This is a genomic window from Caldifarcimen microaerophilum (genome assembly GCF_055387105.1).
Map to the genome: position 1 here is coordinate 288527 of NZ_AP038914.1, position 25789 is coordinate 314315.

Annotated in this window: 19 protein-coding genes and 2 riboswitches; of the genes, 8 read left to right on the forward strand and 11 right to left on the reverse strand. The window is 60.7% G+C overall.

Annotated elements, in window-relative coordinates; all coding sequences use genetic code 11:
- Positions 1–6: 6 nt before the first annotated feature.
- The 3 genes from thiC to AC6HU3_RS01400 form a co-directional block, all read right to left on the reverse strand.
- Positions 7–1305 carry a phosphomethylpyrimidine synthase ThiC gene (gene thiC / locus AC6HU3_RS01390; RefSeq protein ID WP_497474020.1) on the reverse strand — a complete coding sequence of 433 codons (1299 nt, stop codon included), beginning with the start codon at positions 1303–1305 and terminating at the stop codon, positions 7–9.
- 60 nt (positions 1306–1365) lie between these two features.
- Positions 1366–1479: riboswitch (TPP riboswitch) on the reverse strand.
- 83 nt (positions 1480–1562) lie between these two features.
- The gene (locus tag AC6HU3_RS01395; RefSeq protein WP_497474021.1) at positions 1563–3197 is read right to left on the reverse strand and encodes a TonB-dependent receptor plug domain-containing protein; all 1635 of its coding nucleotides are present in this window, start codon (positions 3195–3197) and stop codon (positions 1563–1565) included.
- Positions 3198–3238: 41 nt separating this feature from the next.
- Positions 3239–4450: an NHL repeat-containing protein gene (locus AC6HU3_RS01400; protein ID WP_497474022.1), complete on the reverse strand. Its 1212-nt coding sequence runs from the start codon at positions 4448–4450 to the stop codon at positions 3239–3241.
- A 92-nt stretch (positions 4451–4542) separates the two neighbouring features.
- Positions 4543–4733, reverse strand: a riboswitch (cobalamin riboswitch).
- Between the two features lie 28 nt (positions 4734–4761).
- Between AC6HU3_RS01400 and AC6HU3_RS01405 the strand changes: the two genes are divergently transcribed.
- Both AC6HU3_RS01405 and AC6HU3_RS01410 read left to right on the forward strand, forming a co-directional pair.
- Complete coding sequence (locus AC6HU3_RS01405; protein WP_497474023.1) at positions 4762–5508, forward strand: restriction endonuclease; 747 nt, start codon at positions 4762–4764, stop codon at positions 5506–5508.
- 41 nt (positions 5509–5549) lie between these two features.
- Positions 5550–5867, forward strand: a complete 318-nt coding sequence (locus AC6HU3_RS01410; protein ID WP_497536274.1) for a restriction endonuclease — start codon at positions 5550–5552, stop codon at positions 5865–5867.
- Here AC6HU3_RS01410 and alr read toward each other — a convergent pair.
- The 3 genes from alr to secA are packed head-to-tail and all read right to left on the reverse strand — an operon-like array spanning position 5768 to position 10306.
- On the reverse strand, positions 5768–6853 hold the full coding sequence (gene alr, locus AC6HU3_RS01415; protein WP_497474024.1) for an alanine racemase: 1086 nt from the start codon (positions 6851–6853) through the stop codon (positions 5768–5770). The genes AC6HU3_RS01410 and alr overlap by 100 nt on opposite strands.
- Positions 6831–7184 carry a hypothetical protein gene (locus tag AC6HU3_RS01420; RefSeq protein ID WP_497474025.1) on the reverse strand — a complete coding sequence of 118 codons (354 nt, stop codon included), beginning with the start codon at positions 7182–7184 and terminating at the stop codon, positions 6831–6833. Before AC6HU3_RS01420 ends, alr begins: the two co-directional genes overlap by 23 nt.
- Positions 7185–7195: 11 nt before the next feature.
- Positions 7196–10306, reverse strand: a complete 3111-nt coding sequence (gene secA / locus AC6HU3_RS01425; RefSeq protein WP_497474026.1) for a preprotein translocase subunit SecA — start codon at positions 10304–10306, stop codon at positions 7196–7198.
- A gap of 251 nt (positions 10307–10557) precedes the next feature.
- Here secA and AC6HU3_RS01430 point away from each other — a divergent pair, with 251 nt between their 5' ends.
- The gene (locus tag AC6HU3_RS01430; protein WP_497474027.1) at positions 10558–13545 is read left to right on the forward strand and encodes a S8 family peptidase; all 2988 of its coding nucleotides are present in this window, start codon (positions 10558–10560) and stop codon (positions 13543–13545) included.
- A gap of 59 nt (positions 13546–13604) precedes the next feature.
- Here AC6HU3_RS01430 and AC6HU3_RS01435 read toward each other — a convergent pair whose 3' ends face one another.
- The 4 genes from AC6HU3_RS01435 to leuS form a co-directional block, all read right to left on the reverse strand.
- Positions 13605–14306, reverse strand: coding sequence for an ABC transporter ATP-binding protein (locus AC6HU3_RS01435; RefSeq protein WP_497474028.1), 702 nt, complete (start codon positions 14304–14306; stop codon positions 13605–13607).
- Positions 14307–14371: 65 nt separating this feature from the next.
- Positions 14372–15469 (reverse strand): ABC transporter permease, encoded by a 1098-nt coding sequence (locus tag AC6HU3_RS01440; protein WP_497474029.1) that lies wholly within the window; start codon positions 15467–15469, stop codon positions 14372–14374.
- Positions 15469–16083: a hypothetical protein gene (locus tag AC6HU3_RS01445; protein WP_497474030.1), complete on the reverse strand. Its 615-nt coding sequence runs from the start codon at positions 16081–16083 to the stop codon at positions 15469–15471. The genes AC6HU3_RS01440 and AC6HU3_RS01445 overlap by 1 nt, the downstream gene beginning before the upstream one ends.
- Positions 16080–18665 carry a leucine--tRNA ligase gene (leuS, locus tag AC6HU3_RS01450; protein ID WP_497474031.1) on the reverse strand — a complete coding sequence of 862 codons (2586 nt, stop codon included), beginning with the start codon at positions 18663–18665 and terminating at the stop codon, positions 16080–16082. The genes AC6HU3_RS01445 and leuS overlap by 4 nt, the downstream gene beginning before the upstream one ends.
- Positions 18666–18883: 218 nt before the next feature.
- Between leuS and AC6HU3_RS01455 the strand changes: the two genes are divergently transcribed.
- From AC6HU3_RS01455 to AC6HU3_RS01475, 5 genes are all read left to right on the forward strand, one after another.
- Positions 18884–19144 (forward strand): 4Fe-4S dicluster domain-containing protein, encoded by a 261-nt coding sequence (locus tag AC6HU3_RS01455; RefSeq protein WP_497474032.1) that lies wholly within the window; start codon positions 18884–18886, stop codon positions 19142–19144.
- Between the two features lie 91 nt (positions 19145–19235).
- On the forward strand, positions 19236–20627 hold the full coding sequence (locus AC6HU3_RS01460; protein WP_497474033.1) for a class II fumarate hydratase: 1392 nt from the start codon (positions 19236–19238) through the stop codon (positions 20625–20627).
- A gap of 18 nt (positions 20628–20645) precedes the next feature.
- Positions 20646–22382, forward strand: a complete 1737-nt coding sequence (locus AC6HU3_RS01465; protein WP_497474034.1) for an ABC transporter ATP-binding protein — start codon at positions 20646–20648, stop codon at positions 22380–22382.
- Between the two features lie 30 nt (positions 22383–22412).
- Entirely contained in the window at positions 22413–24503 is a 2091-nt protein-coding gene (locus AC6HU3_RS01470) for a hypothetical protein (RefSeq protein ID WP_497474035.1), read from the forward strand.
- Positions 24500–25336 (forward strand): UbiA family prenyltransferase, encoded by an 837-nt coding sequence (locus AC6HU3_RS01475; protein ID WP_497474036.1) that lies wholly within the window; start codon positions 24500–24502, stop codon positions 25334–25336. Before AC6HU3_RS01470 ends, AC6HU3_RS01475 begins: the two co-directional genes overlap by 4 nt.
- On the opposite strand, the gene AC6HU3_RS01480 is transcribed toward AC6HU3_RS01475, so the two are convergent.
- On the reverse strand, positions 25333–25767 hold the full coding sequence (locus AC6HU3_RS01480; RefSeq protein WP_497474037.1) for a superoxide dismutase family protein: 435 nt from the start codon (positions 25765–25767) through the stop codon (positions 25333–25335). The two genes, AC6HU3_RS01475 and AC6HU3_RS01480, sit on opposite strands and share 4 nt — an antisense overlap.
- Between the last annotated feature and the right edge of the window lie 22 nt (positions 25768–25789).

A 25789-nucleotide genomic window follows, 5' to 3' on the forward strand; every position in this document is an offset into this window, starting at 1 on the left:
TTTTTCTCACAGCGTGACCGGCTTGCGCCGAAGGGTTTTTTCCACCAGATTCATGGGGCAGAAGGGACCGCACATGGAGCAGGCTTCGGTCTTCGAACCCCGGTCCTCAAAGATGGCGCGGGCTTCTTTGGGAAAGAGGGCCAGTTCAAACTGGCGCTCCCAGTCCAGGGCATACCGGGCTTTACTCATCTCCCGGTTGCGGGCAATGGCTTCCGGATTGCCGCGGGCGATGTCGGCCACGTGGGCTGCGATCTTGAAGGCGATGAGGCCCTCCTTCACGTGCTCCGGCGAGGGAAGGGCCAGATGCTCTGCGGGTGTGATGTAGCACAGCATGTCCGCGCCATACCATCCTGCCAGGGCACCGCCGATGGCGCCGGCGATATGATCGTATCCCGCTGCCACATCTGTGGGGAGCATGCCCAGGATATAGAAGGGCGCGCGATTCGTGAGTTTTTTCTGGATCTGGACATTGGTGAAGATCTCGTTGAGGGGAATGTGCCCTGGACCTTCCACCATGGCCTGGACACCGGCTTTCCGGGCCCGCTCCACCAGTTCACCGATCAAAAGGAGTTCCTGGATCTGAGGACGGTCCGTGCTGTCCGCCAGGCTTCCCGGCCGCAATCCATCGCCCAGCGAAAGGGTCATGTCGTATTCCCGGGCGATCTCCAGAAGGCGGTCGTAATGCTCATACAACGGGTTTTCCTGCTCGTTGTGGAGCATCCAGGCGGCAAGGAGCCCGCCTCCCCGGGAGACGATGCCGGTGATCCGATCCGTGTTCTGATAGCGCCGGAGGCTTTCCCAGGTCACTCCCACGTGCACGGTGATATAATCCACGCCCTGCTTGCCATGCTCCTCGATGACTTCAAAGAGGTCGTCGGCCGTCATGTTGAAAAAGGAATTTTTCTCCTTCGCTGCCCGGAATTCGGCTTCATAGATGGGAACGGTGCCCACGGGGATGGTGGATCGTTCCAGAACCAGCTGGCGGATGGCCCGGAGATCCCCACCCGTGGAGAGATCCATGAGGGTGTCCGCACCGTATTCCAGGGCAATGTCCACCTTCTCGAGCTCTTCTTCGATGTTGACGTAGTCGTAAGAGGTTCCCAGGTTCACGTTCACCTTCACCCGGAGGCCTTCACCGATCCCGGTGAAGCGCTCCAGGGTGGTGTGGTTAGGGTTGGCCGGAATCACCACCCGGCCCGCGGCCACGAGTTCCCGGACTTCTTCGGGGGATTTCCCTTCGGCCCGGGCCACATATTCCATCTGGGGAGTGATTTTTCCGGCGCGGGCGGCTTCAAGCTGCGTCATGGCTCACCTCCTTGTGCTTTCGCACATCGCTTCCCGCCGGGAGGGGGGTGGAACCTGAAAGGAGGGGACGCTGGGCTTTCCCTCCGCCGGCATGACCCGGATCAGGTTCCAGGGGTCGGACCCGCCTTCAGGGTCCCTCTCAGCCGGGTTGCCCCGACTCCCCCAGCCCAGCCTGGTTCATGTTCATTATACACGTCTCCTCGTAAACTTTCACGGGCTGGAGGTGCCGTACGGGAGAGCGGATTTTGACGCGGAGATCACAGACTCCGGCTCAGGCGAAAGGTCACGACCGGTCCCCGAAGAGGATAGCCCTCCAGCAAGCCTCGCGTGTTGTCCACATATCCATCCCATTGGAGAGAGGGAAAAAGACGTTCCACACGAAGACCCACATCCCAGCGCTTCCGGCTCCAGCGAAGGTCCACCGCACCGTCCAGGCGGGGGGGAAGGAGCCGGGTGGCCGCACGGTTGGCCGCCCGGATGCCCGTGTAGGTGAGGCGAAAACGAAACATCCAGGGGCTTCTCTGAACGTTCCACTGAAGGGCATACAGGATTTCCGGGCGATAGGGGAGGCGCCGCCCCTCCCGATCCCGGTGGCGGCTCAGCACGGCATGAACTGACAACCCTCCCCCTTTCACCGAAACCTCCCCCCCCACATGCCGGGTAAATCCGCTGTTCCGGGGACGCCACACCCCGCCTTCCTCCGGCGCCCAGATGATAAGCCCTTCCATCCACCGGACAAACCCGCGTATTTCCAGCGGGGGCCGGAACCACACGGCCTCTCCACCCCACGCAAACTCAGGTCGCAGATCCGGGTTTCCTTCCGCAAAGGCGGTCCGGGGCCAGAAAAGATCGTCCAGAGTGGGTGCCTTCCGGGAAGCAAACAGCGATAAAAACGCGACACCGGCTGGAACGACCACCTTTCTGGAGATACGGGTGGACAGGCCGGCAAAAGGCGGAAGGGTGATCCCTTCCACCGCCAGTTCTCCATACCCTTCTTTCCCCTGCACGGTGACACCCGCCCGAACCTCTCCCCGAAGACGCCGGCCGATCTCGGAACTCATCACCCCCCGAACAAGCCCTTCCTGAAAGAAAGAAATCCCTCTCCATGACGCGCGATGGTACAGGTCCACCACGCCCCCGGTGTGCCGGGCCGTATTGGGAAAGGGAGGACCGGAACGGTACCCCCTGGACTGAACCAGCACGGTGAGATCCCCCCATGCGAAGCGCTTCCCTCCCCAGAGGCGGACATCCTCCTGCCGGGCTTCCTGAGGAAAACCCTCCCGGGCCGGTGTCTGGATCTCCCGATAGAAGGCTTCGAGAAGAGCGGTTTTCTCCGTCCACAGAAACCGTGCCCCTCTGCCCTGTGTCCCTCCTTCCACGGATCCAAGCCCGTGCCCGCTGCTCCACCCGGTCCGGAACCATGAGCCTTCGGGAGATGCGGTCCATTCCCCAAACACGTTCGGTGTGGGCCGGACCACCGCATTCACCACGCCCACAAGAGCCTGTCCGCCATACAGGGAAGACGCTCCGCCTTTCATGACTTCCACCTGTTGAACAACATCCCACGGAAGGGTGGAGAGGTCCACGCTCTCGCCCTGAGGTGGGTGATAGGGGAATCCGTTCACCAGGACTTGAACATCGGTGCTCCGGCTTCCAAGGAAGGACGCCGTCTGGAGAGACCATGGCGGACCGTAAGAAACGGGGAATCCGCCGATCAGGGCGAGATCTCCAGGTGTGCCATAGAGATTTTCGGGAGCAAGAAGGTCCACGGGAAGAGGGAGGTCGCGGTGGCGGGAAGGAATGCGGGTGGCCACCACCACCACCGGTTCCAGGGTATCCTGTGTCTGAATTGTGTCAGCAGAGACGAGAAGGAAAAGAGGAAAGAGATTCATGATTCAGGTGCGCCCCCTCCTCCGGAGGGGGCGCACGGTGTTCACCAGATCAGAACCCGTCCGGCGAAACGGGCATTCAGTCGCAGGAGATATACCCCCCGGGGAAGATCCAGCCGGATGTGCGCTTTTCCATAGCCCCGGACGGCTTTCACTTCCCGTCCCGCCACGTCCACAACCCGCAGGGTCCAGGCTCCCGGCCGATCCACCCAAAGCACCCGTCCCTGGAGTCGCACGCCTTTCGGAACCGGCGCTCCTTCCGCCACGTCCACATCCGGATTGACCACCATGCCATCGTAGAAGGAAAGCCCCACGGCACCTGATCCCACGGGGATCTCGGCCACCAGCGTGTCCCCCGCAGGATCGTAGGCCACCAGACGACCGTTTCCGGCGAAATTCGGCTCCAGGAAATAAATCACCCCGGAAGAGTCCCGATAGGGTGTGCCGGAAAACCCTGTGAACGCCGTAATCTCCTGGGCGACGCCCCCCTCAACGCGAAGCACCACTTGGCTCCAGTCGGCGCGGTACCCCGACACATAGAAGGTCCGGGTGGCAGGATCCTGCCAGATAGCGGTGGGGAAGTACGTTGAAAGGTCCAGCGAATCCAGGCGGGTCCCATTCGGCAGGAGGATTTTCAGGAGTTTGCCTCCGACGGTGGCGTAATCCCCGGTGCACAGGAGCCACAGGGTGTCGCCCTCCACCACCCCCGTCTGGGGATTCACACACAGTTTCGGGAAAGAATCCACCGCCTGCCCGGTTGTGGCGTCATGGAGATAGATGCCCCCCGTATCGGCGAGAAAGTTGCCCCGGTCATACCCGGTGACGATCACCACAAACTGACTTCCCCACGCCCGGACACCTTCCGGCGAACGGCCGGTGGGGGCGTAGGTGGTGGTGTTCCCCTGAACCAGGGCCACGGTATCGGAGGCATAGAGGGTGATCAGCGCTTCACCGGATGGACCGAAGGCCATGCTGTAGGGGTTGCTTCCTGGAGGAAGCGTCCAGGGGGCGAGGGGAGTGAGGGAATCGGCGCGGAAACGATAGACGGTGGCCTCTCCCGACGAAACCACGTAGAGGACGGTGTCCCGGACGTGGGTTTCGTTGACCCACACGCCGGAGAAACTCTGTTCCGCGTAGATCTGGAGAGGAGAGACCGACGCACCCTGGATTTTTCCATCTCCTTCGGCCACCCAGAAGAGGGTCCGGGCCGGGAGCACACCCAGGGCGAGGAGCGTGAGCACACCGTACCGCAGCATGTCCGACCTCCTGTTGGGTTTGAAGGTTTCTGGGTGTGTCCCGGGGAAAAGGGAGGAAGGGCGATGCGGGCCCTGCCCCTTACCCCCGGGGGCATTCCCCTGGTCTGCGGGTCGGTCTCCCGGCTTCCGGCATCAGGGAACCGCCTTCCCGGATGGCGAGCCTTTCGACCCCACCATCCAGTGGCGTTCAGGTTCCCCTGCCCCGAACGGGGCGCCGGTCACGGTTGCGGGGGCAGCGTGGGATTTTCACCCACTTCCCGGCACCCGCAGACAGCCGCAAAGATACAGCACCCATCGCGAACGGTCAGGGCGTGGAAAGGATCTGGCAGGATCTGTATAATCCATTCCAGAACCCGAGCAAGGAGGTCTGGCCCATGGCCATCCCCACCTTTGAGGACATCCTTCTTCCTCTCCTGGAAACCCTCGCCGATGGAAAGCCCCATGCCCTGCGCGATCTCATCGATCTCCTTGCAGACCGGTTTGCCCTCATGCCGGAAGAGCGTAACGATTTGATTCCGAGCGGAGGGCGTCGGTTCGATAATCGGGTATGGTGGGCACGGCTCCATCTGGTGAAAGCGGGACTTGCCATGAGCCCTCAGCGGGGATATCTCCAGATCACACCGGAGGGAATGAAGGTGCTCCAGTCCCATCCCCGCTCCATTGATCTTGCCTTCCTTCGTCAGTTCCCTTCCTATCGCGCCTGGGAGGAAGAAAACCGTCAGCGTGCTGCCCGTCGCCGGCGTTCAATTTCCGGGATATCCAGCGCTTCCCAGGTGGAGGAGGCATCCACCCCGGAAGAAAGAATGGAACACGCCTATGAAGATCTCCGGGAAGCCCTGGTGGAAGAACTCCGGGAGCGGCTCTCCCGGGTATCTCCGGAATTTTTTGAACGCCTGGTGGTGACGCTCCTCGTACGGATGGGATATGGTGGGACCTTACGGCAGGCCGCCCAGGCCGTGGGCCGATCCGGGGACGAAGGGATCGACGGGGTGATCAAGGAAGACCCCCTCGGTCTGGACGTAGTGTATATTCAGGCCAAACGGTGGGGGCTCCCGTAGGACGTCCCGAAATTCAGAAATTTGTGGGGGCGCTGGAAGGAGTGAAAGCCCGGAAAGGGGTGTTCATCACCACCTCATCCTTCACCCGGGACGCACGGGACTACGTCCACCGGATTGACTGCCGGATCGTGCTCATTGATGGTCAGACACTGGCCGAACTCATGATCGACCACAATGTGGGAGTCACACCCGCAGGGACTTTCGAAATCAAACGTGTGGACCACGATTTCTTTGAGGGGAGGGCCTTTGAGGCAGGTCTTCAGGGGATGTGGGTCGGCATCAGGCGGCGAAGGGCCCGTTTTCCCAGACCCGTAAGCACTTCATACACAATGGTTCCTGACATCCTTGCCCAGTCATAAGGCGACATGGCTGGAGTCTCCCCGAGAAGCACCACCTCTTCCCCCACCTCCGGGACCGGCCCGTCCGTGAAGTCCACCATCAGAAGGTCCATGGTGACCGCCCCCACCATGGGGAAACGCTCTCCGGCATACACCACCCATCCCCGGCTGGAGAGCGCCCGGGGAAGGCCGTCTGCATATCCCACCGCCACCACACCGATCCGGGATGGCCGCGTTGTGCGGTGTCGCCAGCCATAGGAAATCCCGGCGCCAGCGGGAACGTCTTTGATCTCCACCACCGGAGCTTTGAGGCGGAAGGCCGGAACCAGCCCATCTGCCTTCTCCGGTTCCGGTGCAAGACCCCACAATCCCAGTCCCACCCGGGGAAGGGTTCCCTGAAGCCACCTTTCCCCTGCAAGGGACAGGGCCGTGTTGGCCACGTGGATCACGCCGTCAGGATGGGCCACCCGGAACAGCCGGATCCACCGGCGGGCCCGCTCCACAAGAAGCGTATAGCCCTCTGGATCTTCCCAGGGGGCCAGGGGAAAATGGAGCATCAGACCCGTCCAGGGATAGCTTTCCAGCACGGTCTGCGCAAGATCTTCGGAAAGACCCATCCGGTGCATGCCGATGTCCACATGGAGGTGGAGTCCGGGACGGGGGGATGTCCCGAGCAGGTCCAGGATCCGCCGGGATCCCACCGCCACCTGAAAAGGAGAGTTCAGGAGATCCCGGATTTCTGCAGGGTCAGCCGGGGCATAGAGCACCAGGATCCGCTGGGGGGGAACCCCCTGCTCCCGGAGGGCCTCCGCCTCCTCCAGGGTGGCCACGGCGAAGGCAAAAATTTCATCCGGCGCGTCCTGAAAGGCCTGCACCACCGCCTCCACCCCCAAGCCATAGCCCTCATCCTTCACCACCGCAATTCCTGAAGATGCACCGATCCGCTCCCGGAGAAAGGTGAAATTCCGCCGGATGGCGGCGGCGTCAATCTCGAGAAGGGGACGCATCCTTCCGGCGACGGAGTTTGCCCCGCAGGAATCCAAAGGCAAGCCGCCCCACCAGCCGGTCCAGCCCCAGGGATTCCGGGCGAAACCGCACGAGAGGGTGTTCCTTCAGGAGATCCAGCGTCTCCTGTGCCGAATCGGAGAGTTCGCCCACCTCCTCCTCCAGACGATCCGTCAGGCGCTCAAACCGTTCCGTTGCCCGCTGGACAGAGCGCAGAAGCACCCGGAGGTCCACAATGACCATGAACAGGGCAAAGGCCAGGGCAAGGATCACAAGGTCAAGGAAAAGCACCGAGATGGCGATCACCCAGAGGGGTGTGGTGCTGATGTCCATGCCGTTCCTCCTTATTCAAACTCCACGTCGCCCCGCCGGCGGACGGTGCGACGTTTGCTCTGGCGCCGCATGGCCCGTCGCTGGGCTCGGGAGAGACGGGGTGCCTGCCCACCGGCCGGCTGGGGAGAGGCCGGACTTCCCCCCGCGGGAGCGCCGGCCTCAACAGGTTCCTCCTGAACGCTGGGTTTGAAGGCCACCATCCGTTCCCTCAGGCGCCGGCTCACCGGCAGGGTCACCTGAGGAAGCGGAATCCGGAAGAGGGTCTGGATGCTCTCGTCCCGGATCCGGCGCATGAGCTCCTCAAACATCCGGAAACTTTCCTGCTTGTATTCCACCACCGGGTCCTTCTGGGCATAGGCCCGGAAGAAGACCCAGGTCTTGAGGTGATCCAGCTCATACAGGTGCTCCCGCCACGCCCGGTCCAGCACCGAGAGAAGGACAAAACGCTCCATCTCCCGCATCTTCTCCTCGCCGAAGGCCTTCTCCCGCTCTTCATACGCCCGGCGGATGATGGCGAGCACCGCCTCCCGGAGGGCCTGGCGATCAGAGGTGGGCTGGATGGTGTGAAAGTCGGTGAGAAACTCCAGCGCCAGCCCACGACGGAATTCGTCCCAGGGCCACTCCTCAAAGGGAAGATCCGAGGCAAAGAGGCTTTCAATGCGCTCGTCCACAATGTCCTCGATATAGCCCCAGATCACATCCCGGAAGTTTCCTCCCTCGATGAGTTCATCCCGCATCTCATAGATCACTTCCCGCTGCTTGTTCATCACATCATCATACTCAAGGAGACGCTTCCGGATCTGGAAGTTGTGCATTTCCACCCGTTTCTGGGCGTTTTCGATGGCCCAGGTGGCCGCTCGGGACTCCTGAGGTCCTTCGTCTTTCCCCCATCGGTCCATGAGTTCCATCACCCGGTCGGAACCAAACAGGCGCAGGAGATCGTCCTCCAGGGACACGAAGAATCGGGAAGCGCCGGGATCGCCCTGACGTCCGGCCCGTCCCCGGAGCTGGTTGTCGATCCGGCGAGATTCGTGGCGCTCCGTTCCGATCACATAGAGGCCGTAATAACCCCACGTGGATTTGTCGTTTTCGTCATAGGGTGGAATGCCGCCCCGCTTCATGGCTTCCTGCCACATCCGGGTGGGATCTTCTTCAATGGACGCCAGAACCTCCTTCACCTTCTCCGGATCGTAGGGATCCAGCACACCCGGTCCCAGCTTGATGTCCGTGCCACGACCGGCCATGTTGGTGGCAATCGTCACCGCCCCTTTCTGCCCGGCTTTGGCCACGATGTGGGCTTCCTTCTCGTGGTGCTTGGCGTTCAGGACCTGGTGGGGAATGCGCCTCGCCCGGAGCATACGGGAGAGGACTTCCGAAACCTCAATGGACGTGGTGCCCACCAGGATGGGACGACCGAGTTTGTGCCAGCGGATGATTTCGTCAATCACCGCCTGATATTTTTCCTTCTTGGTCCGGAAGATGATGTCGGGATAGTCAATCCGGCGCACCGGACGGTTGGTGGGGATCACCACCACGTCCAGTTTGTAGATCTCCCAGAACTCCTGCGCTTCCGTTGCCGCCGTCCCCGTCATCCCGGCCAGTTTTTCATACATCCGGAAATAATTCTGGAGGGTGATGGTGGCCAGGGTCTGGGTTTCTTCCTGGATGCGCACCCCTTCTTTGGCCTCCACCGCCTCATGAAGCCCGTCACTCCAGCGGCGACCGGGCATGAGCCGTCCGGTGAACTCGTCCACGATGATCACCTGGCCGTCCTGCACCACATAGTCCACGTCCCGCTCATAGAGCATATACGCCTTGAGAAGCTGCTTGATGGCATGGTTGTAGTCCATCCTCCGGGTGTATTCCTGATACACCCGCTCCTTCTCCGCAAACTTCTCCGTCGGGGAAAGGTCCTCCCGCTGGTCGATCTCCTCCACCACCACCGCGATGTCGGGGATGTGGAACAGGTCTTCCAGGCGCTTGTCCAGACGCTGGAGGAATTCCCGCCCCTTGTCGGTGAGTTCCACGGTGTGGCCCTTTTCGTCCACCACGAAATAGAGCTCCGCCTCCAGTTCGTGCATCTTCTTTTCGCGCATATAGTCCAGCTCCACCTTGTCCACCAGCCGGAGCATGTCGGGCTCCTGGAGGAGTTTGAACAGGCGCTTGGATTTGGGATGGCCTTTCCGGACCTGGAGGAGTTTGCGGGCGGCTTCCATCCGTTCGCCTTTCGCAAGGAGTTTTTCCGCCTCGTCCAGCAACTGGTGAACAAGGCGCTTCTGGGCCTGGGCCACCCGTTCCACATAGGGCTTCATCTCCCGGTAGTGCTCCACGTTGGAGCGCTCCACCGGACCGGAGATGATGAGGGGCGTCCGGGCTTCGTCAATCAGGATGGAGTCAATTTCGTCCACAATGGCATAGATGTGGCCCCGCTGGACCTTCTGGTCTTTGTAAAACACCATGTGGTCCCGGAGATAATCGAACCCGAATTCGTTGTTGGTCCCATAGGTGATGTCGGCCCCATAGGCTTTGCGCCGCTCCTCCGGGTTCATCCCGGACTGGATCACATCCACCGTGAGGCCCAGGCTTTCAAACAGAGGCCCCATCCACTCCCGGTCTCGCCGGGCCAGATAGTCGTTCACCGTCACGAGATGGGCGATCCCCCGGGGCTCCCCGTCCACAAGAAACATCTCTTCCCCGCGGAGCCCCCGCGCCCGGCCCATGATGGCGTTGAGATAAAGGGGCATGGTGGCCACCAGGGTTTTCCCTTCGCCCGTGGCCATCTCGGCGATCTTGCCCTGGTGAAGCACGATGGCACCGAGAATCTGGACGTCATAGTGGATCATGTCCCACTCGTAGGGCTGACCCGTGACCTGCCATTTCTTCCCCACCAGACGACGGGCCGCCTCTTTCACCAGGGCATAGGCCTCGGGAAGGATTTCCATATCCGGCTCGCCGTCGGCCAGACGGCGGGTGAACTCCTCGGTTTTCTTGAGGAGATCCTCGTCGGAGAGCTCGTGATAGGTTTCATAGATTTCATTCACCCGGTGAACGGTGGGCCAGAGTTTTTTCAAAACCCGCTCGTTCCGGGTGCCCAGCACTTTGGACATAACCCATTTCAGCACGTTCCTCACCCCCTGTGTGGTGTTCTCGCGAAATCCCGAGCGTGTGGGCCTTCGCGTGTGAAGGAAGGATACACGCCCGGAAAAGAACCTTCAACGCCTGCGGCTGCGTTCCGCAAAAGATCCACACCCCGGCGGACGGCAGAATGTCACAGGACGGTCTATGAGGAGGGGTTGACGAGGTCTGGGCAAAATCGTATATATTAAATAACCGGCCAGTCCAAAAACGGCGAGAAGAAAACAGGGAGGTCGAGATGTTGTGGATGTTGCTGTTCCTGGTCCCTTCACCGGAGCAACGTTTGATGACGTGGGATGTCCTTCCCAGGGCATCCCACGGGGTGCTTGCCCATCTTCAGATGAGTGAGTCCCGGAGAACTCCTCCGAAAATGCCCTCCAAACCGGAATGGGTGAAGGATGAGATCGTGGTGGGGTTTCGGGCTTCTTCCAAACAGACGCTCGTATCCGCGCTGCAGGCACGAGGATACCGGGTGCACAAAAGCAACGACGTCCTCAAATTCGTGGTGTTCAAAATCCCTAAAGGCAAAACGGTGGATCAGGCCATCCAGGAACTCCGGGGTCTGAACCTGTCCGGCGTTCAGTATATTACCCGGAACTACATCGCGTATGCTCATGGGTTTCGGCAGATATGGAGCGCCAACCGGAAAGATGTGGACGTCCCCGCCGATGCCCTCCTGGACATCCAGTATAACCTTTATCTTGTGAAGGTTCCCAAAGCCTGGCGTCTCACCAAAGGCGACTCCTCCGTGGTGGTGGCTGTGCTCGATACAGGGCTGTCTTATCGAGACGCTGCCATCCCCACAACTGAGCAGCACTGCGGGATTTTCAGCTGCGGCGTGAACGGACAGTACGCGCGGGCCCTGGAAGGGCCAAAACGCGTGAAAATCGTCGGAGGGTCGGACGTGGTTCACGGAGATGACACCCCCGATGCCGAAACAGCCCACGGAACCCATGTGTCCACCACCATCGCCCAGCAAGCTCATGAATTCTATCTGGCCGCCCAGAACGGATATGTGGCAGGAGGTGCAGCCGGCATCGCTCCAGAAGTGACCATCATGCCCATCAAGGTGCTGGACTACGACGGCTCGGGATCTTATACCGACATTGCCACGGGGATCCAGCTCGCCGCGGACTCCGGCGCTCACATCATCAACATGTCCCTGGGAGGTCCCACAGATGATCCCTCCATTGCCAGCGCTGTGCAATATGCTTACAGCAAAGGCGTGCTTCTCATCGCTGCCTGCGGCAACGAAAGTGCGACAAACTGCTCTTATCCCGCCGCGTACCCCGAAGTCATCGCGGTCTCGGCCATGGATTATGGCTACAACCTGGCCAGTTATTCCAACTCTGGCCCAGAGGTGGAACTCACCGCACCTGGCGGGGATTACGACCCCAACACCGGAGGAAACGAAGATCTGAACGGAGACGGCTGGGGGGACTGGATCTATAACATTGCTTTCCGAGAAACACAAGATTTATTAGGGAATCCGGTGAACTACCCGGAAAGCCTGCGTCTGTCCGGTTATGCTGGCACGTCCATGGCTTCTCCCCATGTGGCGGCCATTGCCGCACTGGTGAAGAGCGTGAATCCCTCTCTGCCTGCCGAGACCATCCGGGCCATCCTCCAGCAAACAGCCGTGGACATCGGAGCGCCAGGGGTGGACACGGAGTTCGGTTATGGACTGGTGGATGCCTGGGCTGCCTGTTCCACCGCCGCCGCCCGGCGCTCCACACCTCTTCCCGTTCTGGATTCCATCATTGTGGACCGACCGTCCACCCCATGGGGCGTGACCTGGACCCGGACGAGCGGTCAGGTGGACACCTTCTGGGTGGCCTATCCACCTCAACAACCCGGGGTGCTGGACTGGTTTTCCTTTTATATCCGCCTGAAAAACTATGGTGGAAACGGATCTGTCCGCGCCCGTCTCATCGCCCGGTCGGCCGGGGTTCGGGTGAACGCCACCTATGGGGAAGCGGATTACGGCACCATGGCCCACGGCGCCACGGCAGACGGGTATTTCCGGATCCATCTGGATGATACGGTGTCTCTCAACCGGGTGCTCTGGTTCGCCCTGGCCTTTTCCTATGATGGCGGAACGACCTGGCCGGATACGCTTGGGGACTTTTTCATCCCGGTAGGGGCTCCGCCTCTGTGGCTTGTGTATGACGATTACACCGGGCTGCCCATGAACATTGACGGGACTCTCTATGCCCTGCGATCCCACGCCGAATGGTATGAAACCACCGTTGGCCGATACATCGCCTCGGGAGCGAAGGGGACTCTCAACTATCTCCCCTGGTACACAGGACTCATGGGGCACCCCACGTACGATCAGGGCATTATGGATCTCACCTCCCTGAAGACCCCTGAGGTGGTCATCTGGTGGATGGGGGCAGACAACCGCAACGGGCTCTCGGCTCTCGCCGGAGACACCTCCGCGCTGGCGGCTTTCCTCAACGGAGGGGGTGACCTGTTCTTGACCGGCCAGGACTATATCCGCGCAGATTACCGGGGGACCACCACCTTTGCTGCGGGAAGTTTCCCGTATGATTACCTGGGGATTGCTTCGATCACGGCGAACGTGGATTCCTGCACGGCCGTGGGGGATGCCTTTGCCGTGAGCGGAGTGGATGCAGGCCCTCCCCAGACCGATGATTTGAGCTTCACCCTCTACTGCGGGGGACCCTCGTCGGCTGCCGATTCCGGATGGCCCCGGGTGTATTCCGACCAGATCACAGCTGTGTCGGGATTTGTGAGCAGTTTGCAGAACGGTGGAGGGAGTGATCTCGCCATCCGAACCAATGTGATTCTTGCCGCCACCACACCGTCCAAGCGATGGGTGGGTCTTTTGCCCCTTGAATCCCAGACCCCCGGAGCATCCAGCGATTCGCTGATTTTCCGGTTCCTCTCATGGGCCAACACCCCGCTTGTGGCGGCTTATGTCACCAACGCCCTCGCGGTGGGAGAGAATCCGGGGGTCGCGGGTCGTGTCCAGATGACCTATGCACCCCGTTTGATGCTCCGGCTTTCCCCCGCACAGAAGGCGTCATACCGCATTCTTCTGTATAACGTTCTGGGGAGAAAAGCCCGGACCTGGGTCTTTCGCCCACCGTATGAGGGGGACATTCAACTTTCCCCCAGAGGACTGCCTGCGGGCATTTATCTTCTTCAGGTTCTGGAAAACGGGACTTCGCTTGGAACCTGGAAGGTGATTCTGCGGTAACGATGAGAACAGGATGGAACTGGACAGCTTGGAGCCGGCGTGCCCCATCAATCCGTATCTTAATCTGAGCCCGGCACAGCACGCGGCCCACGCTGAAGGAGCTGGAGAAAGATTTTCCGGAGTCCTCGCTCCCCCGTCAGGCGACTGAGGTCCTCCAAGGTTCCCTCCGCGATTTTGCGCCCTTGATAGATTACGACAATCCGATCTGCAAGATGCTCCACCTCTTCCATGAGGTGGGTGGAAAAAAGCACCGCTTTCCCCCCATCCCGCGCCTCCCGCATCGTTTCCTCCACCAGCATGCTGGTGGGCACGTCCACCCCCCGCGTGGGTTCATCCAGGACCAGGAGATCCGGATCGTGAAGAAAGGTCCGCGCCAGGGCAAGACGCTGGCGAAATCCCGTGGACAGTTGACCCGCCCTCCGCTTTCGGACAGCTTCGAGTCCAAACCGCTTCACCGCCCATTCCGCCGCTTCCTGCCGGGCACGCCCCTCGAGTCCCTGAAGGCCCGCCCAGATCACGAGATGCTCCTCCACGGTGAGATGACGATACAGCCCCGGTTCGGGCGGAAGATAGCCCAGACGCCGTCTGTACGCCCCATCTTCGCGGAAAATGCCTTTCCCCCTGAACCGGATTTCTCCCCGGGTGGGGGGAAGCAGGGTGGCAATCATCCGGAAGGTGGTGGTTTTCCCGCTCCCGTTGGGTCCGAGAAGGGCAAGGATCTCCCCCGCGTAGAGGTCAAAATTCAGATCCTGAACCGCCATCACCGGGGATTTTCCGAATCGAGGAAAGTGACGGGTCAATCCACGGACCGAAAGAACCGGTTCCCTCAGCGAAGCCACAGCCATCCCCTCCGATAGACTGACAGTGCAAGCCAAAAGAGCAGCAGCGCCCAGATCAGGTGAAGTCCCGCACTGAGACCCAGGGCCTGTCCCACCGGAAAGCCGGCCAGAAACAGATTCAGATAATGGGTCAGGGAACCGATGGGAAGCACGTTCACAAAGGGCAGGCTGAAGGGGAGGGCGGACAGAGAGACCGCACCAAAATAGATGGTGATCACCAGTCCGTTCAGTGCCTGTGCCTCTTTGATGGACGCGGCAAAACTTCCCACAAGGAGAAAGGACAGGGCGCTCACAAGGCCTGCGGGAAGCAACAGAACCCACACCGCAACAAGACGCCAGGCTTCAGGAGACGACGAAGAGCCAAACTGCAGGTTCCGCAGATTGAAAAGCACGATTCCGGCTGCGATCATCCCCGCCAGGGAGGCAATCACCATCTTGCTCATCACGATCCCTTCCCGCGATACACCTGTGGCAAGAAAGGGCTCCATGGTTCCCCGTTCCTTCTCGCCGATGGAGAGATCCGTGGCGATCTGCATGGACGCCATGAGGAGAAACACCACAGCCAGATACACGATAAAGCGGGTGGAGAAACGCTGAATCTGTCGAGCCCAGGGGTTTGCGGCCTCCTCCGCCTTGCCTCCCACCGCCACGGGGAGGATCTCAAAGGGAGGGCGATAGCCCGCACCGGAAAGAAAGGCCTTCAGGTCCTGCTCTTTGAGGTCTTCCAGAAGGGTCTGGAGAGCCTGAAAGGCGTCCAGGGACTGAGGATCGTCCTTCCGGTAGAACACCTTGAAGGTGTCCTGCGCGCGAACCAGTCCGATCTCGCCTGCACGATTCAGGACAGCCTGCTGAGGGTCTTCCACCGGAACCACCCGGAACCGCCGGGTAACCGGTTCAGGAAGGGTATCGGAGGGATAAATTACCAGGCGGTAACGGGGAAGGGCGGGGATCTCTTCGGAACGAAACGCCCGTTCAAGGGCCCAGGCGGTGAGCCAGGAAAACAGGGTGGGGGTGAGAAACACCAGGGCCAGGGCTCGCCACTCCCGAACGGTCTGGAGGAATTCCTTGAGGAGAAGGACGCCCATCAACCCGCGTTCTGAAGCTTCAGAAACGTCGCGAGCGCTTCGTTGCGCAAAATGATCTCCCGGATGTTTTCTGCAGAAAAGGACGAATAGCGATCCATTTCCCCGATCAGATCCTTTCGAATTTCGAGCGTCAGGCGTGCCAGGGCTTCGGAAAGGGTTTTGGCATCTTCCTCTGTGAGATGGCGATCCCAGGCCACACGGTTGAACACCTCAAGAAATTTCTGATATTCCTGAAGCACCCGGGGACTGGCCACCACGGCGAGGCGATGGGTCACAAACCAGAGATGAACGAGATCCGCATCCTTCACGTCACGACGGAGCACCAGCTCTTCAAGCCGGTTAAAAAAATCCAGGAACGTCTGCGCCTTGAGCTCGAAATACCGGAGATTCTGCTCCTTCTGGAGTTCCACCAGGGTCTGCTTGTTCAGAAGAAGGGCCGTGATGAGAATGGTCACGATGGATCCAAGGAAAATCAGGAGAATTTCCTGGGCAAAGGGAAGACGTTCGGACGTGAAATACCCCGAACGGAAGAAGGCATAGCCTCCCACCATCACCAGGAGGGTGAGCGTGAGAAGGAAGGCATTTTCCATCTGGAGGCGCGTGAGTCTCTTCATCCCCGCACCACGAAGTTCACCAGTTTCTCCGGCACATACACCACCTTCACAACTTCCTTCCCCTCGAGGTGACGGGCCACCCGTTCGTCCTTTCGGGCGGCTTCCAGCACGGTTTCCCTGTCCACCCCCCGGGGCAGACGGATCACCGCCCGGAGTTTCCCGTTCACCTGAACGGGGATCTCCATCTCGTCCGCCACGGTGTAGCGCGGATCTTCCTTTGGATAGGGATGCTCAAACACGCTGTCTTCATAGCCCATCCGGTGCCAGAGCTCTTCCGCAAGATGGGGGGCAAAAGGAGCAAGAAGCAGGACGAACGTCCGGAGGGCATGGGCAAACACCGGAGCGTCTTTCACGGGTGTGTCATACAGCGTGTTGAGCAGGGTCATGAGTTTCGCAATGGCCGTGTTAAAGGAAAACCGGGCAAGATCCTGCCGGACTCCCTGGATGGTCTGATGCAGGGCGATGAGGAGTTTGCGTTCTTCTCCTTTCACTCCCTCGGGAACGCTCTCCGGAGGGTGCTGGGGCATGTGATCCATAAAGAGACGCCACACCCGCTGGATGAAGGAGCGGGCCCCTTCCACGATCCCGCTCGTCCACTCAAAATCCTTGTCCGGGGGTGCGGCAAACAGGATGGCCACCCGGGCCACATCCGCTCCATACTGCTTCACAAAGGCCCCCACCGGTTCAATGTTCCCCCGGCTCTTGCTCATCATCTCCACCCGCCACTCCAGGGCGTGTTTCTCTCCCTCCACCTTGTGATAGGCCGTGCCGTTCTCCTCAAACACCTCGCCCTCTCCCACCACCCGCAGACATCGGGGGCAATAATAGAAGCCTTTGAGCACCAGCCCCTGGGTGAACAGGTGATCGAAGGGCTCGTCCACCGGAACCAGTCCCCCATCGTGAAGGACTTTCGTGATGAACCGGGCATAGATGAGGTGCTTGGTGGCATGTTCCGCACCACCGATATACTGGTCCACGGGCATCCAGGCCTTCACCTTCTCCACGTCAAAGGGAGCCTGGTCGTTGTGGGGGTCAATGAACCGGAGGAAATACCAGGACGAATCCACAAAGGTGTCCATGGTGTCCGGATCCCGGCGGGCCGGACCGTGGCACCGGGGACAGGTGGTCTCGATAAACTCGGGCACATCCTCAAGGGGGGAACGTCCGGTAGGCTGGTAGTTTTCCACGTTGGGCGGAAGGAGGACGGGCAGATCCTCCTCGGGAACCGGCACGATCCCGCACCGGGGGCAGTGGATCATGGGAATGGGGGCACCCCAGTAGCGCTGCCGGCTGATGAGCCAGTCCCTCAGGCGATAGCTCACCGCCGGTCCCCCCAGGCCCCGCTTCTTCAGGTCTTCCTGGATGGCCCGGATCCCTTCATCGGAGGAAAGCCCCGTGAAGGGACCGGAATTCACCATCACCCCTTTCTCCTCAAAAGCCTCGGTCATGGAAGCGGGGTCGGGAGGATCCCCGTCTGCGGGGCGGATCACCACCCGGATGGGAAGGTCATGTTTGCGGGCAAACTCAAAGTCCCGCTGATCGTGGGCCGGAACCCCCATCACCACCCCCGTTCCATAGCTTGCCAGCACATAGTCACCCACCCAGATGGGAATGGGCGTGTCCAGATAGGGATGACGGGCGTAGAGCCCCGTGAACACCCCGGTTTTTTCTTTCTTTTCCGTCCGTTCCCGCTCCGATTTCCGGAGCGCCTCTTCCACATAGGCCTCCACCTTTTTCCGGTGTTCCGGTGGCATCACGGGAAGAAGCTTTTTAAGGAGGGGGTGTTCCGGTGCAATGGTGAGGAAGGTCACCCCGAAGAGGGTGTCCGCCCGGGTGGTGAACACCGGCAGGCGAACCTCCGGATATTTGACCAGGAAGTGGATCTCTGTTCCCTCGCTCTTCCCGATCCAGTTTTCCTGCTGCCGGATCACAGACTCCGGCCATTTTCCCCGAAGTTTGTTGAGATCCTGCAGGAGGCGTTCGGCATAGGCGGTGATTTTGAAAAACCACTGTTCCAGCTCCCGCCGTTCCACGGGTGTTTTGCACCGTTCGCAGGTTCCGTTCTCCAGCACCTGTTCGTTGGCCAGAACCGTTTTGCAGGAGGGGCAGTAATTCACGAAATCCGATTTTCGATAGGCGAGGCCCCGGTGATAAAGATAGAGGAAAAGCCACTGGGTCCAGCGGTAATAGTCGGGATCGCACGTGGCGATCTCCCGGTCCCAGTCATAGGAGAGTCCCACCAGTTTCAGGTGATGTTTGAAGGTGGCGATGTTGTTGTAGGTCCACTCGCGGGGATGCACACCGAACTTGATGGCGGCGTTTTCGGCCGGGAGACCAAAGGCGTCCCAGCCCATGGGGTGAAGGACCTCGAACCCCTCCATTTTCTTGAGGCGGGCCACCACGTCCCCGATGGTGTAGTTTTTCAGGTGGCCCATGTGCAGATCGCCGCCGGAGGGGTAGGGAAACATCTCCAGGACGTAATATTTGGGTTTTCGAGGAAAATCAGGGGTGCGATACAGTCCGCGCTCTTCCCAGAATTTCTGCCACTTTGGCTCAATGTCCCTCGGGTTATAGGTGCTCATCGCTCGCCTCCGTGTTTGGCGTATATTGTGGGGAAAAGACCGCGAACCTTCAGGGGGGAAGGGCTTCTTTTCCATCTGAAGCAAGCAAAATTCTGCACTTCAGCGAACCCAAAATCGCGATTTCCCGTCGTTTCGAACAAGGCCATGCGAGATGTTGACGATATGGGACCTTCACTGTATGATTGTAGCGTTCACCCAAACTCAAAAGGAGGGTTGCGATGGCCTATGTGATCACGGAGCCCTGCATCGGGACCAAAGACACCTCCTGCGTGGAAGTTTGCCCTGTGGACGCCATTCATCCCCGGCCGGATGAGCCCGAGTTTGAGTCGGCCGAGCAACTCTATATCGATCCGGAAGCCTGCATCGACTGCGGCGCCTGCGAACCCGCCTGCCCGGTTCAGGCCATCTTCCCCGAGGACGAGGTTCCGGACAAGTGGAAGGATTTCATTGAAAAGAACCGGGCGTATTTCCAGAAATAATCTGCTCCGCTTTTCGTGATTCCACACCCCCCATCCTGCCGGTGGGGGGTGTTTGTTTTTAGGCCCTGTTTCATCAACAGGAGGTTCAGCCATGTCCGATGTTCGCATTGAGAAGGATTCCATGGGAGAGGTTCAGGTGCCGGCACAGGCCTACTGGGGTGCGCAGACCCAGCGCGCCGTGGAAAATTTCCCCATCTCTGGCTGGCGGATGCCCCGACCCTTCATCCGGGCCCTGGGGCTCATCAAACGGTATGCCGCCGAAGTGAACGCCGAACTGGGTCTGCTGGACCGCCGGATCGCCGACGCCATCATCCAGGCTGCCGAAGAGGTGATCGAAGGCAAGTGGGATGATCATTTCCCCGTGGATGTTTTCCAGACAGGTTCGGGGACCTCGTCCAACATGAACGCCAACGAAGTGATTGCCAACCGGGCGAACGAGATCCTGGGGTCCCCCCTCGGGAGCCGCAACCCCGTTCACCCCAACGACCACGTGAACCGCGGGCAGTCTTCCAACGACGTGATCCCCACCGCCATCCATATTGCTGCCCGTCTGGAACTCGAAAAGCTCCTTGAAGCCCTTCGTGAGCTCCATCAGGCCCTGGAAAAGAAAGCTGAAGAGTTCAAAGACGTTGTCAAAATCGGGAGAACCCACCTTCAGGATGCGGTTCCCATGACCCTCGGGCAGGAGTTTTCGGGCTACGCCACCCAGATCGCCCACGGCATTCGTCGGGTCGAAAACACCCTGCCCCATGTGGAGGAACTCGCCCTGGGTGGAACGGCGGTGGGAACGGGTCTCAACACCCACAAAGAATTCCCACCCCGCGTGATCCGGAAAATCGCCGAGCGCACGGGGATTCCCTTCAAGGAGGCCGAAAACCGCTTTGAAGCCCTGGCCGCCCGGGATGCGATGGTGGAACTGATGGGCGCCCTCAACACCCTTGCCGTGAGTCTGATGAAAATCGGCAACGATCTGCGTCTCCTTTCCAGTGGTCCCCGGACCGGGATTGCCGAGATCACCCTTCCCGCCCTTCAGCCCGGAAGCTCCATCATGCCCGGAAAAGTCAATCCCGTGATTCCCGAGATGATCATCCAGGTGGCGGCATATGTGATGGGAGCGCACCTTGCGGTGACCATTGGCGGCCAGAACGCCCCCCTGGAGCTCAACATCATGAAACCCCTCGTCGCCCACCAGGTGCTCTGGTCCATCCACATCCTCACGAACGGCGTGAAAACCTTCACCCACAAGTGCGTGGTGGGCATCGAGGCCAACCGGAAACGCTGCGAAGAACTGGTGGAATGGAGCATGGCGCTGGTGACTCCGCTGGCGCTCAAAATCGGTTATGACCGGGCCGCACAGGTGGCTTATAAAGCCTATAAAGAAGGCAAAACCGTCCGGCAGGTGGTGGTGGAAGAAGGCATCCTGAGCGAGGAGGAGGCGGCCAAAGTGCTGGATCCCCGGAGCATGCTGGGGCCCTATGAATAAAAACCGGAGGGGGCGGAGATGGGTTTTCTGCGGATGAACCTGCGAGATCGCCGGGAAATCCAGATTCTTGCGTGGCTGGTGGCTTATCTCCGCCCCCATGCCCTTTCCTTTGTCCTCCTGTCCCTCCTCACCCTCCTTCTCACGCTGGTGGAACTCACCCTCCCCTACTGGATCAAGGAGGGCATTGACCGGGCGGTGGTGCCCGGGATGCGGGGGGAGATCCCCCTGGATGCGGTGTATGGCGGGTTGCTCCGGTATGGAGGGCTGTATCTCAGTGCACTCGTTCTGGTGCTTGTGCTTTCTGTGATCCAGACCTACGGTCTCCAGGCCATCGGACAGCACATCATGGCCCGGATCCGGGAGGACATCATCCGGCATTTCCTGGACATGCCGGTGGAGGAACTCGTGCGGCACCCGGTGGGCCGCCTGGTCACCCGGGCCACCAACGACGTGGCCGCCCTCAACGAGCTGTATGTGACCGTTCTGCCCGTTCTCTTCAAGGACGTTCTTCTCATCGTGGGGGTCCTTGTCATGCTGTTTCTCATGAACACGCCCCTCACCCTCGCCCTCCTCACCCTGATCCCTCCCCTTCTCGTCCTGAGCTATGTCTTTCAGGTGAAGCTCCGCAGGGCTTATCTTGCCGTCCGCCGTTTCCTGGCCCAGCTCAACGCCTTCGTCCAGGAACATCTGTCGGGTCTTGAAGTGCTCAAGTCCTTCCTGGCCGAACCCTTCTCCTACAGACGATTCGTTGTCATCAACCGGGAACTCCTGGATGCCTATCTGGAACAGATCCGCTTGTTCTCCATCTTCCGTCCCACCATTTCCTTCATGCCCACCCTGGCCACCGCCATCATCCTCTGGATCGGGGGCGGGCAGGTGATCCGGGGACTCCTCACCTTCGGTGCCCTGGTGGCCTTTCTGGACTATATCAAAATGCTCTTCACCCCCATCCAGGATCTTGCCGAAAAGTTCAACATCTATCAGTCGGCCCTGGCTTCCTCCCAGCGGATCCACGATCTCCTGTCCACCCCGCCCGAACGGAAAGGTGGGCGCATCCTTGAGTCCTTCCGGGGAGAGGTGGAGTTCCGGGATGTGTGGTTTGCGTATGAACCGGAGAAGTGGGTCCTCCGGGGGGTGTCCTTCCGCCTCAACGTGGGGGAGAAAGTGGCCCTGGTGGGCCCCACCGGTGCAGGCAAAAGCACCATTGTGAACCTGCTCCTTGGCTTCTACACCCCTCAGCGGGGCGAGATCCTTGTGGATGGCGTCCCTCTCTCAGAACTCGACCTCGCCTGGTGGAGGAAGCAGATTGCATGGGTGGCCCAGGACACCTTTCACATCGAAGGGGATCCGGTCAGGAACGTGACCCTCTTTGCGAACTTTCCGGAAGAAAAGGTCCACCAGGTCCTGGAAGACCTGGGGCTCCGGGATCTGCGGGAGGGCCTTGCGTCCGGGGAGAAACAGCTCGTGGCCATCGCCCGGGCCTATCTGTTTGCCCCCCGTATCCTGATCTTTGACGAAGCCACCAGTCATATGGACTCTTTCACCGAGCAGCGGGTGGAGCGTCTTCTGGACCGGCTCCTTGAAAACCGGAGCGCCCTACTCATTGCCCACCGGCTCTCCACCGTGCGCCGGGCGCACCGGATCCTTGTGCTGGAGGGTGGTGAAATCGTGGAAGAAGGAACCCACGAGGAACTCCTTGCCCGAAACGGACGGTATGCCCTCTTCTATCGCCTCCATTTTGGTGTGGCCGCCTGACCGGTCCGTCCCCGGGAAAGGAAGGTGCACGTGGGCGCACTCTGGTTGATCCTGCTGGGTCCTGCTTTCCACCGCCTTTTCGTTGTGTCGCCCCTCCCCCCGGACACCCTTGCTCAAGGGGATCCGCGCGCGGGTTCTTCGTATTCCCCCGACCGGATGGTTCTCACGCCGGACCGGCTGATTCTGGAAGACACCCTCCCATCCGGGACCCTTCAGATTCGCCTTTCCGGACTATCGGGCGGCATGGGGGCGCTGGAAGATCTTCAGGAAGCCCGGATCCGTTATGCAACCCCCGGAGCCGTTCTCTCCGGTGGGCTCTTTGCGGTGAACCCCGTTCGAGACCTTCGGGTGATGGGGCTCCAAGCCTCCAGCCGCACCCTCACGGTGTGGGGCGGTGAAACGAGGAGCCGGAAAACCGAACTCTGGGTCAACCTCCAGTCGGGGGTCCGGGGCCCCTATCTCCTCCCCGTGGTGGAGGATCCCTCCGAGATTGAGGTCTGGTGGCGGGGACGCCCTCTGCCCCGGGATGCCTATCGGATTGAACCCGACGGAAGTCTCTGGCTGGAGGGATTTCCCGACATTCTGTCCGGCGATCGCCTCCTGATCCGGCTCCCCCTTGCCTCCCATCAGCTGGTGGCCGGTCTGGAGGCCCGGATGGCCTGGAGTCAGGCCATTTTGATGCATGCCCTCCCGACCCGTATCAGTCAGGCGGCCTATGACACCTCCGGAGGCATTTTTGTCTATGTGGGCCCGGGGCTGGGAAAGGTCCAGCCCGTGTTTCTTCCGGTGGGGGAAGGACAGGGGGACTATCGGTTTGATCCGGCCCTCGGAGGATTCCGGTATGTGGGGCCGGGGGCAGGAACCCACCGGGCCCGACTGGACGCATCCGGGGAAGAAACCCTGCTCGGTGTGATAGGAGAAACGAACGCCCTGGGGCTTGAAGTCTGGGGGGCTTCCCGTCCAGGAGGAACCGCATCTTCGGGACGGATTCAGGTGGGGAACTCATCTCTTCGTGTGTGGGGCGGTGTTCGGGACACCAGCCTCCACGCGGGGACCTTCCAGCCGGGGCCGTGGACCCGGTGGGTGGGCGGAGCCCTGCATGTGGCCGGGCTTCACCTGGAAGGGGAAGGGGCCCCCGAAACGGGAGAGGGACGATGGGATCTTTCCGCCCGGTCCGGGTGGGGATGGGTTCAGACCAGCGGGATCCGGGAGAACACGCTGTCTGCCGCGGCGGATGCCGGCGTGGCTGCAGGGAAGGGCCTCTTTCTGGTTGGACGAACGACGGTCTCTCCCCTGGACACCCTGGTGTTCGGGGGGCTCCGGTTTGAGGGAAGTGAATTCCGGATGGATGCCGGGATTCGCCTCCAGAACGGCCAGCCACGGGAAGAACTCCGGCTTCAGGCCCGCAGGGCCTGCAGCCGTCTGGAAGCCCTGTATGTGGGGGGTGAACCCTTCCAGGGCACCTTCCGATGGTGCCGGGGCACTCTCCGGGGAGAGCACAGGCGAGAATGGAGCCTGTTTCCGGAACGATACACCTATTCCACCCGACCCACCGTGATTCAGCGCCATCGGGTGCAGTTCGGTCTCCTCACCACCTCCTTGCTGTGGGACGAACAAAACCGTTTCCAGATCCGGCTTGAACTCGCCGGAGCCCGGGGCGGTGTGGGCTGGACGGAATCCAGCGGAGGGGAACGCTTCCGGGACGTTCAGGCCTTCTGGTCTTCGTCGTGGGGGGCAGTTCAGGCCTCCTACAGCCGAACGGAGGGAATGCTGGCGGCCGAGGTCTTCTCTTCATCTTTCCGGCTGCGCAGAGGGGTATGGTCCCTTCTGGGGGCCTATGACCGGCGCAGTGGCACCCTGAACGCCGAACACACGGGCGGGGGAATCGGATATGCGTTACGATGGAGAGGACTCCAGGCGAACGTGGAAGGGTGGTACCACGAGACCCATCAGCCCAGCTGGTATCGGGCGTTTCCCCGGGGTCTGGAACTCCGTCTTTCCTTTTCAGGGGTGTTCGAGCTGGACGGCGGCGTGCTCACCCTTTCGGGAGGCCTGGTGGCCCGTCAGGACGGATGGGTCGCGCCGTCCGCCACCTTTACCTATCGGGGAGGAGAACGGTGATTTCGAAACTTGCGGCTCTTGTGGAGCTGATGCGCCCGGGAAACGGTCTGATCGGGTGTGTTGCTTTCCTGCTGGGAATGGCCATCGGAGAGATTTCCCTGCCTCTCCAGCACCTCGCCTGGAGTTTGGGCGTGATTATGCTTGCATATGGTTTCGGGAATGTGGACAACGACGTGGTGGACTTCCGGGTGGACCGGCGGGTTCACCCGGAACGCCCCCTTCCTCAGGGGAGGATCTCCCTCCATGCTGCCCGCTGGTTCCGCGTTCTCCTGGCCGCGGGTGCCCTGGGATGCTCCCTTCCTCTGGGGATTCCTGCTTTTGGGTTTGTCGCAGCGATGCTGATGTGGACGTGGGTGTACAACCGTTTCGGAAAGCGGTGGCCCTTTGGAGGAAACCTGATGGTGGCCGTGGCGGCCTCGGGGGTGTTTCCCTTTCTGCTTCTTGTGAGCCACACCCGGGACGAACGTCTTTTGTGGGTTACGGGGTTTTCCCTTCTTTTCCACCTGGTGAGGGAACTTGTGAAAGACTGTGCGGACCGGGAAGGAGACAGAGAAGCGGGCTACCGGACGGTTCCGCTGGTTCGGGGGCCCCGATTCACCCTGAACCTTGCCCGCTCCCTCCACCTCCTCCTGATTCTTCTGGTTGTCCTTGCTTCTCTCCGGGGTGCCTTCGGGGGACCGGGCTATCTCGGGCTCACCCTTGGAGGGTACGGTCTCGGGGGACTTGTTCTCCTCCTTCGCACCTACCCCACACCCCCCTCCTGCGCCCGATCAGCCCGGGGACTGAAGTTTCTGCTGGTTTTCGCTTTTCTGGGGCTTTTGCTCGGGCGTTAGCGCAGAACGGCGCAGGCGATGCGCTTGCCCGCGGCTCCTGCGGGCTGGGATTTGTAATCGTCCGGCCCTTCGTGGATCACCACCGCCCGTGCCTCCGCAAAGTCTTTCTCCGAAAGCCAGGGGATGAAAAGCTCCACCGCGAACGTATCCGCCACCCCATGAATGTTCGGAAGATCCCCTGCGTGGAATCCTTTGGGGTTCAGCCATCCGTGTTCGCTTCCAGACGGATTGTAGTGTCCTCCGGCCGATTTGAAGTCGGGAGGAGCACAGTTACCCTTTTCGTGGATATGGAGGGCGTGGGTTCCCTGGGGCAGGGTGGCCTCCAGCGTCAGGATGACCCCATGAGGGGTGGGGGTGATCTCCACATGACCGATGGATTGACCTTCGGGATTGACCAGAATTCCGGACACGGCGATCATCATCCAGATCATGATTCTCCTCCCTGTTTTGTTG

Coding starts and splice junctions, on each gene's coding strand:
- thiC (WP_497474020.1), bottom strand. CDS start 1,305: ATGACGCAGCTTGAAGCCGCCCGCGCCGGAAAAATCACTCCCCAGATG.
- AC6HU3_RS01395 (WP_497474021.1), bottom strand. CDS start 3,197: ATGAATCTCTTTCCTCTTTTCCTTCTCGTCTCTGCTGACACAATTCAG.
- AC6HU3_RS01400 (WP_497474022.1), bottom strand. CDS start 4,450: ATGCTGCGGTACGGTGTGCTCACGCTCCTCGCCCTGGGTGTGCTCCCG.
- alr (WP_497474024.1), bottom strand. CDS start 6,853: ATGCGTCCCCTTCTCGAGATTGACGCCGCCGCCATCCGGCGGAATTTC.
- AC6HU3_RS01420 (WP_497474025.1), bottom strand. CDS start 7,184: ATGGACATCAGCACCACACCCCTCTGGGTGATCGCCATCTCGGTGCTT.
- AC6HU3_RS01430 (WP_497474027.1), top strand. CDS start 10,558: ATGTTGTGGATGTTGCTGTTCCTGGTCCCTTCACCGGAGCAACGTTTG.
- AC6HU3_RS01435 (WP_497474028.1), bottom strand. CDS start 14,306: ATGGCGGTTCAGGATCTGAATTTTGACCTCTACGCGGGGGAGATCCTT.
- AC6HU3_RS01440 (WP_497474029.1), bottom strand. CDS start 15,469: ATGGGCGTCCTTCTCCTCAAGGAATTCCTCCAGACCGTTCGGGAGTGG.
- AC6HU3_RS01445 (WP_497474030.1), bottom strand. CDS start 16,083: ATGAAGAGACTCACGCGCCTCCAGATGGAAAATGCCTTCCTTCTCACG.
- leuS (WP_497474031.1), bottom strand. CDS start 18,665: ATGAGCACCTATAACCCGAGGGACATTGAGCCAAAGTGGCAGAAATTC.
- AC6HU3_RS01455 (WP_497474032.1), top strand. CDS start 18,884: ATGGCCTATGTGATCACGGAGCCCTGCATCGGGACCAAAGACACCTCC.
- AC6HU3_RS01460 (WP_497474033.1), top strand. CDS start 19,236: ATGTCCGATGTTCGCATTGAGAAGGATTCCATGGGAGAGGTTCAGGTG.
- AC6HU3_RS01465 (WP_497474034.1), top strand. CDS start 20,646: ATGGGTTTTCTGCGGATGAACCTGCGAGATCGCCGGGAAATCCAGATT.
- AC6HU3_RS01480 (WP_497474037.1), bottom strand. CDS start 25,767: ATGATCTGGATGATGATCGCCGTGTCCGGAATTCTGGTCAATCCCGAA.